This is a genomic window from Rubinisphaera margarita, assembly GCF_022267515.1.
In the GTDB taxonomy this organism is placed as follows: Bacteria; Planctomycetota; Planctomycetia; order Planctomycetales; family Planctomycetaceae; genus Rubinisphaera; species Rubinisphaera margarita.
Genome location: NZ_JAKFGB010000018.1, coordinates 20,835 through 31,853, shown reverse-complemented (window position 1 = coordinate 31,853; position 11,019 = coordinate 20,835). Strand labels below are relative to the sequence as shown.

The 11,019-nt window shown below is 58.6% G+C and carries 8 protein-coding genes; 3 read left to right on the top strand and 5 right to left on the bottom strand.

Annotated elements, in window-relative coordinates; genetic code table 11:
* Positions 1-368: 368 nt before the first annotated feature.
* Complete coding sequence (gene fusA / locus L1A08_RS17830) at positions 369-2,456, bottom strand: elongation factor G (RefSeq protein WP_238757881.1); 2,088 nt, start codon at positions 2,454-2,456, stop codon at positions 369-371.
* Between the two features lie 359 nt (positions 2,457-2,815).
* Between fusA and L1A08_RS17825 the strand changes: the two genes are divergently transcribed.
* On the top strand, positions 2,816-3,913 hold the full coding sequence (locus L1A08_RS17825; protein WP_238757880.1) for a hypothetical protein: 1,098 nt from the start codon (positions 2,816-2,818) through the stop codon (positions 3,911-3,913).
* A gap of 27 nt (positions 3,914-3,940) precedes the next feature.
* On the opposite strand, the gene aroF is transcribed toward L1A08_RS17825, so the two are convergent.
* The 4 genes from aroF to L1A08_RS17805 form a co-directional block, all read right to left on the bottom strand.
* Positions 3,941-4,957 (bottom strand): 3-deoxy-7-phosphoheptulonate synthase, encoded by a 1,017-nt coding sequence (aroF, locus tag L1A08_RS17820; RefSeq protein ID WP_238757879.1) that lies wholly within the window; start codon positions 4,955-4,957, stop codon positions 3,941-3,943.
* Between the two features lie 650 nt (positions 4,958-5,607).
* A complete protein-coding gene (locus L1A08_RS17815; protein ID WP_238757878.1) occupies positions 5,608-6,537 on the bottom strand; it encodes an ISAzo13 family transposase in 930 nt (309 codons plus the stop codon).
* Positions 6,538-6,554: 17 nt separating this feature from the next.
* Entirely contained in the window at positions 6,555-6,794 is a 240-nt protein-coding gene (locus tag L1A08_RS17810; RefSeq protein ID WP_238757877.1) for a hypothetical protein, read from the bottom strand.
* Positions 6,795-7,318: 524 nt separating this feature from the next.
* On the bottom strand, positions 7,319-7,786 hold the full coding sequence (locus L1A08_RS17805) for a hypothetical protein (protein WP_238757876.1): 468 nt from the start codon (positions 7,784-7,786) through the stop codon (positions 7,319-7,321).
* A gap of 406 nt (positions 7,787-8,192) precedes the next feature.
* On the opposite strand from L1A08_RS17805, the gene L1A08_RS17800 reads away from it, so the two are divergent.
* Positions 8,193-9,920: a GGDEF domain-containing protein gene (locus L1A08_RS17800; RefSeq protein WP_238757875.1), complete on the top strand. Its 1,728-nt coding sequence runs from the start codon at positions 8,193-8,195 to the stop codon at positions 9,918-9,920.
* A 103-nt stretch (positions 9,921-10,023) separates the two neighbouring features.
* A complete protein-coding gene (locus L1A08_RS17795; protein WP_238757874.1) occupies positions 10,024-10,821 on the top strand; it encodes a glycosyltransferase family 2 protein in 798 nt (265 codons plus the stop codon).
* The last annotated feature ends 198 nt before the right edge of the window (positions 10,822-11,019 follow it).

Sequence of the window (11,019 nt, the reverse complement as noted above, 5' to 3'; positions counted from 1 at the left end):
AGGGCCACCGTGCCGTTACTTACCTTTTAATCCATGCCTGAACAATAGAGTGTAATATCGGGACAAGGCGATGAATTCGCCCGGTGGGTGAAGCAGATCCACCGTAAACGGCGTCGCAGAAGCGGCATAACGGCTACAACCGGGCGAAACAGGACGCATTCATGCGACCGGATCGGCTCGCTTACATCGAACGACACCCAATCCGAGTGAACGCAGCGGACCCGACGGGAGTGGACTGCGGACCTCACTTGTAGCGGCGGCATCCCGCGCATCCGCCGCCGAATGGGTGTCGCTCGAAGCAACCGGAAGCGAATGTACACCCCATGTCCAAACGGCGGCAGGATGCCGCCGCTACGGGTGTGATGTCCTTAGCCGTACATTTTTTCGAGGACATCCTTCGGGGCGGCGGCGTATTTGAGTGGCTGCATCGAGTAGGATGCTCGGCCCTGGGAGAGGCTGCGGACCTGGGTCGAGTAGCCGAACATGTTCGCCAGAGGCACCTCGGCTTCGATGGCTGAGAGGTGTCCCCGTTGCTCCTGTCCGGTGATCGAGGCGTGTCGGACCTGCAGGTCGGCCTGAATGTTGCCGAGGAATTCGTCCGGACAAACCACTTCGAGATCCATGATCGGCTCAAGGAGAACCACGTTGTCGGCCTCCATGGCTTCGTCGAACGCCCGGTTGAGAGCCGCGTTAATTGCGACTTCGTCGGTTTCTCCGATGCGGTAATCGACTTTCGTCACGGCGAGTTGCAGCCCCATCAGCTGGTAACCGTAGTAACCGACTCCAGTCAGCAACTGCTTTCCGGTTTCGTCCAGTCCTTTGCGGAGATCGGCCGGGAGTTCGTCGTGTTTCAGCTTGTTGAGATAGGAGACCGGCTTCTCCGGCTCGATCGGTGTCAGTTCAATCTCGACCTGAGCATAGCGGGCCCCGTTGGCCATCGTCTGGTGAAACTCGCCGCGGCCAAATTTCCGCTTGGCGATCGTTTCGCGGTAACTGACGCGTGGTTTGTGGACTTTCGCGTTGAGGCCGAAGTCGCGCTGGATGCGATCCTTGATGACTTCCAGGTGCAGTTCGCCCATACCGCTGATGATCTGCTGACCAGTGTCTTCGTTGATCGTACAGCGGAACGTGGGGTCCTGCTTTTCGAGCCGTTGCAGAACTTCGTTCAGCTTCTTTCGGTCGGCGTTGGTTTCCGGTTCGACGGCCATCGAGATCACCGTTTCGGGGAACGTAATCGTCTCGAGGACGATCGGATTCTGCGTATCGCAGATCGTGTCTCCGGTGGCCGTTTCCTTGAGACCGACCACGCCGGCGATTTCGCCCGGGCCAATGACGTCGGTTTCAATCTTCTCTTTCGAGTCCGCCTGAATATGCCAGATCTGGCTGATCAGTTCCTTTTTGCCCGTTCGTGGGTTGAGCACCCGCGAGCCGCTCTTGAGTTTGCCCGAGTAGACGCGAACGAAATACAGATCGGCGTGAGGCTCGGCGACGATTTTGAAGACGAGTCCACAGAATGGTTCGCTCGGATCCGGAGCGCGGGTCTCAATGGCCGGCTTCTTCGGATGATGGTTGTCGCCGGAAACGGGCGGACGATCGAGCGGGCTGGGCAGGAACTCCGAAACGGCATCGAGGACCGGTTGGACGCCGATGAAGTTCAACGATGAACCGGCGTACGTCAGCTGGATCTTGCGTTCGAGAGTGGCCTGACGGAGGACGGGGAGCAGTTCCTCGACGGAGATTTCCTCGCCTTCGAGATATCTGCCCATCAGCTCATCGTCGAATTCGACGGCTGTTTCGACCAGCTCCATGCGGCCGAGTTCCGCCTGATCCTGCATATCCTCAGGAATCTCGCCTTCGGAGATGCTCTGACCGCGGGAATCGGGATCGAAGTAAATGGCCTTCATCCGCAGGACATCGATCACGCCGCGAAATGGCTCCGGGTTATGTGGGGGACCGGCTCCGATGGGAATAGTGACCGGGACCGGGCGAGCCTTCAGTCGGTCCCGCATCTGCTGCAGCGTGCGGTAGTAGTCGGCTCCGATCCGGTCCATCTTGTTGATGAAGCAGACGCGGGGAACATCGTACCGGTCGGCCTGTCGCCAGACGGTTTCGCTCTGAGCTTCCACACCTTCCACGGCGCTGAAGATAACCACGGCTCCATCGAGGACGCGCAGCGAACGTTCGACTTCGGCGGTGAAGTCGACGTGCCCCGGCGTGTCGATGATGTTGATCGTCTTGTCTTTCCAGAAGCAGGTGATGGCCGCCGAGTAAATCGTGATGCCGCGCTTGGCTTCATCCGGATCGAAGTCGGTCGTCGTCGTTCCGTCGTCGACGTTCCCCATCCGATGCGAAGCCCCGGTGTAGAACAGGACCCGCTCGGTGGTTGTGGTTTTCCCGGCATCGATGTGAGCGATGATGCCGATGTTTCTGAGATCGTCTAACTTCTGTGATGGCATAGTCGTGGCAGCACGTCAACTGGAGGACTTGGCGATCCGCACGGGCATCCGCTTCGGGGCGCCGAACAGGCAGATCCATGAACTCTTCGGGAGAACTCAACCGAAGAGCGGCGGGAGCCGTGATTCTGGAAAATCATAGGCATGTTTTCTCGACATGGATAGGTCACGCAGGAGGAAACTTCGGGCAGTCCGGTGTCCTCATCCGACTGGTCCGGGCTTGCGATGGACATAATCGTCATATCAGGTGGAATATCCGGCAGAACTGGACATGGGAGCCCTTTTCGCCTGCCCGCGCGGTGTCCCGGCGGCCTAGAATCGACGCATCTCGCTCTCGCCCCACTTCGTATCGCGGACGACTGATGAAACAGCTTCTCTCCGGAATAGGCCTTGGACTGATCGCGCTGCTTAACAGCGGCTGCGAGGATCCTGCGAGTTCGCCCGCCGAAACGCAGGCGGTCTGGTACGAATCAAAGTACGACCAGGTTCCGGTTGATGCTCCCGCGAAAACGTCGCGTGCAGTTTCCGTTGTGTCCTCTGAAACCGCTGCACCGAAGAGCGAAGAGTCGAGCCTGTACGGGCCGGGGGCTTCTTTGAACGGCTTCCGTCCCTTCCCCGATTCCGATCCGTGGAATCAGCGGGTGGATGAGTCGCCGGTCGATCCCAGTTCTGACCAGATCCTCGCCTTCATTGGTCTGGACGGGCATCTGCATCCCGACTTCGGGTCCGGCACCTGGGAAGGTTCGAAGATCGGCATTCCGTACATTGTCGTGCCGGGCGATGAGCCGAAGGTGACGGTGGACTATCAGGCGTACGGCGACCAGAGCGATCCTGGGCCGTTCCCGATTCCGTTCGACACGCCCGTCGAGGGGGATCCGTTCGACCGCGGCGACCGGCACGCCATCATCATCGATCGGGATAATATGGTGCTTTACGAACTGTTCCGGGCGTTTCCTCAGGCGGGGGGAGCTCGCTGGATCGCGGACAGCGGAGCGATTTTCGATCTGAAGAACAATACCGTTCGCCCGAAAGGCTGGACGAGCGCCGATGCCGCCGGCCTGCCGATTTTTCCCGGTCTGGTCCGCTACGATGAAGTCGGCGAACTGAAGGAGATCCGACACGCCATTCGCTTCACGCTGGCCGAAACGCGACGCGCATTCGTGTCACCCGCGTCCCACTGGGCCAGCAGCAACGAACATCCGCTGTTGCCACCTCTGGGAATGCGCGTCCGATTACGGAAAGACTTCGACCTGACCGGCTACGCCGACGATGTGAAAGTGATTCTCACCTGCCTGAAACGCTACGGCATGATCCTGGCCGACAACGGCAGCGACTGGTTCGTCTCCGGAGCTCCGGACGATCGCTGGGACAACGACGAACTTCGTCAGCTGCGCAAGGTGAAGGTCAGCGATCTGGAGATCATCAAAATGGATGGTCTGACGACGCCGTACAACTTCTGATCACGCTCCCGTTGCAGGGAACCGGGGTCAGTTGAGCGTCATGCCGAGGGCATCGATGATCTTGCCGCACTGCTTCATCGTCTCTTCGAATCCCGAGAAGGTCAGCGATTGAGCACCATCGCTCATGGCATTTGGCGGATCGGGATGCACTTCCACGATGATGCCGTCGGCCTGCACCGCGACCGAAGCGGAGCACATGGGAGGAACCAGATTGGCGTGCCCCGTGCCGTGGCTGGGATCGACGACGATCGGCAGATGGGTCTTCGACTTCAGGTAAGGGACCGAAGCGAGAGGCAGTGTGAAGCGGGTGTGGGATTCGAACGTGCGGATGCCGCGTTCGCAGAGAATGACCTGTTGATTCCCCTGATCGAGAATGTACTCGGCGGCGAGCAGGAACTCATCCATCGTCGCGGATGCCCCGCGTTTGAGCATCACCGGGCGATCGCATTCACCGACCGCCTGCAGCAGATGGTAGTTCTGCATGTTGCGGGCACCGATCTGCATGATATCGGCGTAACTCGCGACGAGATCGACATGGTGCGGCGTCATGACTTCCGTCACGACGGCCAGACCTGTTTCTTCCCGGGCGGCGGCCAGCAGCTTCAGGCCATCTTCTTTCATGCCCTGGAACGAGTAGGGGCTTGTGCGCGGTTTGAAGGCTCCGCCGCGAAGCCCGCGAGCGCCGGCTGCTTTGACCGCTCGGGCGGACGCCATGATCTGTTCTTCGCTCTCAACCGAACAGGGGCCGGCGATGACGCCGAAGTGCCCGTCTCCGATGACGAGGTCCTGCACTCGAATGACGGTTGGCTCGGGCTTGGTTTCGCGAGAAGCGATCTTGTACTCAGCGAGAATCGGCAGCACTTTGTCGACGCCGGCACAGGATTCGAACTTCTCCCGGTCTTTCCGCCGGTCATCTCCGACCACGGCGACGACGGTTCGTTCTTCCCCGAAGATGAGATGGGGTTTGAGTCCCAGAGCTTCCACCCGACGGGCGACATCCTCTGCGGCTTCCCGCGAAGCATCCTGTCGCATCACGATAATCATGTCACGTCTTTCAGCGCAAATCATTTCAGATATGGTGTCCCGGAGCCCGACGGAGCGGTCATGACGACGCACCCGTCCGGCTCTTCGTAATACTACGGAGATCGCCAGCCGGTTGGTAGATCGGCCCGGCAGAACGACACCGATGAGCGTGAAAGAGTTCAGGGAGACGCGTGCAAATGCGGCGCAAGCATGGTCGAGGGGTGGCCCCGAAAGATTCTTTCGGGGCGGCGCAGCCGTCGGAGGACGGGATTGGACGTCAATAGTTCATAACACCCGGAATCGGGATGGCCCAGACGTGCACGTCTGGGTGACGAAGTCACAGGAAGAAGCAGTGTTTCGCTGGAGAAGTATTTGCGAACGATTTCATGGGAGACTGGCCGAACAGACAAAGTCCGTCGGTCAGCGACCTCTTGTGGCTTTGCCACTCAGACGCACGCGTCTGAGCCATCCGACAAGCCTCGTGCAGATGCACTGCAAGCGTAGTCGAGGGGTGGCCCCGAAAGATTCTTTCGGGGCGGCGCAGCCGTCGGAGGATGCGATTGAACCGGGTGATTGGTGAGAGCCTTTCTCTGCGGGAAGACGAGGCAGGGCTGAACTTTTCCCCTCGCCAAACGGCATTCTCCTACGGCTTGGAACGTGGGATTTATTGCTCAGAGGGTTCTCGGCTTGATGACGTAATTGTAGTCCGGCAAGTGGCGGTCGTGAGTGATTGCCAGGTCGCTGAGATCGTACTTCCGTCGCGACTGCCGCACTGGCACGTACTCCGTGTCAATCACGCTGGCCGTGATGGTCAGGCCCGATTTCTCGCACAGCTCAGTCTCCCGGACGGCTTGAGCCACTGACGCCCCGTCACCAAAGATCCGCCCCCGAAAACTTCGTTCCACGTGGGCGAACACCCTCCTTTCAATCGGATTGTATTTCGAGCAGTACACCGGCAGGTGAGCCACCCGAATTGACATCTTCAACTCCGCAGCCAACTCACCCAAATGGGACTTGAAGGCGTGCGATCGGAAACTGTTGCTGCCGCCACAGTCGCACAGAAGCAACATCGAGTTCGCCTGACCATAATCCTCGGCGGCGTGCTTGTGCCAGAACCGTCGCAAACTCTCCACGGCGAACTCGCCCGTGTCTGAACCGGTTGTGATGTGCACATGCGCGAGATGGCGCGACGGATCGTACAAACCGTGCGGCGTCACTTCGCCTTCCACGTACGCCGGCAGGGCATGGTCCAGCACCTGAGCCGGCCCATCGGCCCAGACCATCCCTTCCCGATAAATGCGGCCCAGTTGCTCTTTACGCTTACTATCGAGGCTGAAAACGGGATCGCCACGTCGACGGTACTTCTTGCTGAGCCGGCTGATCTTCCGAAACTGGGCGTCGCGATCTCGGCTGGGAGACAGTGTGACCGACTTAACCAGACGCCGACTGCGAAATCCGAGAGAGCGCAGAATCTTGCGAATGGTCTTACGGCAGACACGGATCCCGCGCCGAGCGAGTTTCTGCACGATCTGCGTCAACGGGAGATGAGTCCACTTGAGATTCTCATCAACCGGACTTCCTGCCGTGTTGTCAGCGACCACTTCGAGCAGGCAGGGCGTTAGCTCGGGGCAGGACTTGGTTTTTGAGGGCGGCCCGCTCCCTCAGCACGAACTCGACCTTCGAGCGGGTCTCCGTCTTCCAGCTCATCGAGTTCGTTGAGCCCGACGTAGATCGTGCTCTCGGCACAACCCAGCACTTCGGCGACGTAGCAGACACCGCCGTGCGGCAGAACCGTCGCGAGCGAGGCAGCAAACCGCCGCCGGTTCTTCTCGTCAAGCGTGTCGTAGACGCTCTTCACACGGCGAGCATCTTGTGATGTGTAGCGAAATTCCTTGGGTAAACTGATGACAACCTCCTTGGTCAGACAAACTTCCCGAAGATTCCATTATACCCGATCAAATTCGCAGAAAACCGCAAAACCCTCGCCACAATAAATCCCGCGTTCCTCGCCGTCCAGATCGCAGAGCTATCCGGGCCGCTCGAGGACTTCGTCGGCCTGATCCCAAAAGGATGGTACAGAGATTCATCTCTGTATTGAGGAGCAACAGGAGGCTTGTCTTGAGCGCCTGTTACTCCCTAAAGCGACCACCCAGAATCTTGATGGGAGTCTGGCCGAATAGACAAAGTCCGTCGGTCAGCGACCTCTTGTGGCTTTGCCACTCAGACGCACGCGTCTGAGCGATCCGGCCACCCCTGTGGACTTAAGGGCCGAAACCGCTGCGACAGTTGATCTGCACAGACAGGAATGTCTGTGTCAGTGGCTGACGATGACTGTACGGATTGAGGGGCCACCCGTGTTCACGCGATCTGGTGGTGCGAGTCCTAGAACAGCTGCTGAGGATCGATACGAACACTGCTGGTAATTGAATCGAGCAGAGGGCGGAGGTTGTCGAGTTCGGAGTCGAGTCCCTGATAAAGGATGAACAGCGAGCAGACTTCCAGTGGCATCACGTTCAGGACGACTTTCGTGACCAGGTCGTGGCACTGCAGTTCGAGTTCCTGCTGGATCCAGTCGGCGTGTTCTTCGTCGAGGCGATCGTAGACGTCAACGTCTTCGTATTCCTCTTCGTAGGACTTGATCGCCGCCTCGAAAACGCTTCCGAAATCGACCGGGCCGGGAATGATCGTCAGCATCCAGAACGTGGTGCCGGTGCTGTTCAGCGTCACCGAGAGCTTCTCGTCGTCCTCTGTTCGTTCGACACTCCAGAAGCCCGGATAGCGGACCACGACACCTCGCAATTCGAGGGTTTCGTCGAGTGGGATTTCGCTGTTTCCGATTTCTGATGACATGGTTCGGCTCGACTTTCGGGCTGAAAGAGCAGGAATAGGACGGAATCTTGAGGCGGGAAAATCGCTGCGACCGTTCTTTTGGGAGCGAGAATCGCTCAAGGCCGACGGCATTATAGGGGTCACAGCGATTATATCGACCACTGGGAGTAAAGTGACTTTGCCGAGGGCGGGATTCCTCAAGTCTTGCCGACAGAGGAGGACTTCGTCGTGCTAGCCTTGAAGGAGATTCGTACAGTCGCCGTGTCATTGAGTCGGGCCAGGAACAAAGGTGATCAGAGACTGCATCGACCGGAAATCTTCCTATCGATCGGACTTGTTCAAGCCAGCGCGACACGAGTGAATGCGCTCCTGTAAAAGGTAATGGACGTCCTCGTAACGAGCGGAAAGATCGGTCTTAGTGGTTTGGATGACGATCTCAGATTTCATATACCGTTTCGCGGTCCTGGGAGAAATGTTTGGTCTCGCGGCCACGCTGTCCCTGATCTGTGCATTTCAGTACGGGATTTATCTGTACTACAAGTACAGACGCGAGGATCGCGAGGAAGGGCTGCTCGCCGAACTGAAAAAGCTCGAAGGCGAACTCACCTCCGCCCAGCGTGAACGCCAGCTGATGAAGGTCGAGAACGGCCTGCTGGCGGAACTCTTCGCTCAGACGGACCCCATGCGCACCGTCGAAGTTCTTCTCAAAAAGTTCATCCCGCATACAAGCACCGGCTTTGGAGCTTTTTTCACCTACGATGGTCGCGGCGTGGACCTGTATGCCCAGCGAGGCCTGTCCCGGCCGACGCTTGATCAGCTGGTCTTCGATCAAGGCTGGATCGATCGTGTCCTGCAGGACCGCATCTGTCGGATCACCGACGCGGAACTCTACAACTCGCAGTTCGTCCGCTGTCTTTCGATCGACGAACGACGCCGAATCAGCGAACTTCATCTGCTGGGGGTGACCGATCAGCATGGCACGTTTGGTGTCATCGCGGTGACGCAGCTGTTCCCGCGAAATGCCGAACTGCATCGTCAGCAGGAAGCTGCGGAGCGAATGCTCGATCAGGTCACCGGGTTGCTTCGGCATCGCATGAACGCCGTCGATCAACAGCAGCTACTCAAGTTGACTCAGGAAAAACTTGCCCTGCGGACTATCGCGGATCGATACTACGACGTCCCGACCCGATTGCTCGATGACTTCGTCAAACGGCTGACAAGTCTGGTGGAAGCCGATCGGGGCGCGTTGATTCTGTTCTCCGGCGGCAACGAACGTCATCCCCGGGCCATCTGTCGACAGGGAACCGGCCTTCAGGTCGGTGTGGAAGGATTGTGGCGAGATCACGAATTACGGATCGCCCGCTGGAGCCGGGAAAGCGGCCTGACAGGCAGCCTCAATCCGAAACAGTTGAAGGAAGCCGGAGTCACCAGCCTGCTCGGTCGCGCGTTGGCCGTGCCGCTGTATCAGAATGATAAGCTGATCGGCATTCTCTGTCTGACGCGGAAAGATCAAGGCGTGTTCTCCCGCATGCAGGTGTCGCTGGCATTGTGGGCCGGTGAGTTCCTGGCCGAAGCGCTTCTCCGAGTGGTCGATCGCGTCTCCGTGGAACGCAAAGCGAGCCTCGATGGACTGACCGAACTGGCGAACCGTCGCACGTTTGATCAGCGGATCGTCAAAGAACTCGAAACCGCTCGACGAAACGGCAACGAGTGTTCGCTCCTGCTACTCGATCTGGATCATTTCAAATCGATCAACGATCGTTACGGACATCAGGCCGGCGACGAAGTCCTGCGTCAGTTCGCCCGGTTACTGGAGGGTGAATCTCAGAAAGTCCGTTCGACCGACTGTCCTCTGGTCGCCCGTTATGGCGGCGAGGAGATGGCGATTCTCCTTCCCGGCGTCGGGATGCAGGGGGCAAGTCGAATCGCCGAGTCGATCCGGTTCGCGACGAGCCGCATGGTTGTCCTGCATCAGAAACAACGGATTCTGATCAGCGTCAGTATTGGTCTGGCCTGCTTCCCGCGACAGGCCATGACGGTCGACTCGCTCATCGAAGCGGCCGACGATGCCCTTTACCAGGCCAAACACGAAGGACGCAACACCGTCCGCGTGGCCGCCAGTACGAATCCCCGCGAAACGGCTGTCTCCGTTTGAAGTTTCCCTTTCCGAGAGTTCGAATCTGATGAACCAGCTCCACTGCGAAGAACCAGCCTCTTCACACTCGGCAGCGCTGGAATTACTGGCTACGATACCTCGCATGGAAACGACATCTGAGGAACAACTTGAGCAGCCGGCGGCTCGCCCGAAAATTGTGGCCGTGATGCCGGCCTACAATGCGGCAGCAACGCTCAAGCGAACGCTCGACGACATTCCGCCGGGAACGGTGCAGGAAGTCATTCTGGTTGATGACTGCAGCAAGGACAATACCGTCGAGATCGCCCGGGAACTCGGGCTGACGGTGATCCAGCACGAACAGAACAAAGGCTACGGCGGCAATCAGAAAACCTGTTACGCAGCCGCGCTCGAACGCGATGCCGATGTCGTTGTAATGATCCATCCCGATTACCAGTACGACAGCCGTGTGGTTCCGCTGGCCGCTCAACTGATTCATCTGGGAATCTGTGACTGCATTCTCGGTTCCCGCATTCGCAGTCGCGCGGAAGCGCTGGCTGGTGGCATGCCCCGTTACAAGTACATTGCCAATCGCTTTCTGACGACCTTTGAGAACATCGCACTGGGCCAAAACCTCGGCGATTTCCACAGCGGCTTCCGGGCTTACTCGCGGAAGGTGCTCGAAACGATCCCGTACGAGAAGAACTCCGATGACTTCGTCTTCGATACGCAGTTCCTCGTGCAGACGGTTCGCTTCGGCTTCAAGCTGGGAGACATCCCGGTTCCCGTTCGTTATTTCGATGAAGCCTCCAGCATCAACTTCAGCCGCAGCGTGACTTACGGGCTGCGAACGCTCGAGGCGATGATGAACTACTGGACGGCGCGGCTGGGCATTTACACGCCGAACTACCTCCGCAAAGACGACAAACCTCAGCAGTCTTGAACGATCGCGACAGTCCACGTCGCGCGGATGGTCTTGCCGGATCGCCTCCGTTTTCGCGAATCCGCGAATTCACGGAAACAATTTCCTTTTCCCCTGCGTCATAGGATATGGTAAAGCCAGGTTGCACTACCCCTTGTTTCGCCTGTCGGGGGTGGTGCGATCCTGCGTGACTTCTTTCGCGGCTCATCATGGCCGTAC

What these genes read in the sequence shown, in the direction of transcription:
- L1A08_RS17825 (WP_238757880.1), top strand. Translation starts at nt 2,816, where the DNA reads ATGAAACAGCTTCTCTCCGGAATAGGCCTTGGACTGATCGCGCTGCTT.
- aroF (WP_238757879.1), bottom strand. Translation starts at nt 4,957, where the DNA reads ATGATTATCGTGATGCGACAGGATGCTTCGCGGGAAGCCGCAGAGGAT.
- fusA (WP_238757881.1), bottom strand. Translation starts at nt 2,456, where the DNA reads ATGCCATCACAGAAGTTAGACGATCTCAGAAACATCGGCATCATCGCT.
- L1A08_RS17805 (WP_238757876.1), bottom strand. Translation starts at nt 7,786, where the DNA reads ATGTCATCAGAAATCGGAAACAGCGAAATCCCACTCGACGAAACCCTC.
- L1A08_RS17800 (WP_238757875.1), top strand. Translation starts at nt 8,193, where the DNA reads ATGACGATCTCAGATTTCATATACCGTTTCGCGGTCCTGGGAGAAATG.
- L1A08_RS17795 (WP_238757874.1), top strand. Translation starts at nt 10,024, where the DNA reads ATGGAAACGACATCTGAGGAACAACTTGAGCAGCCGGCGGCTCGCCCG.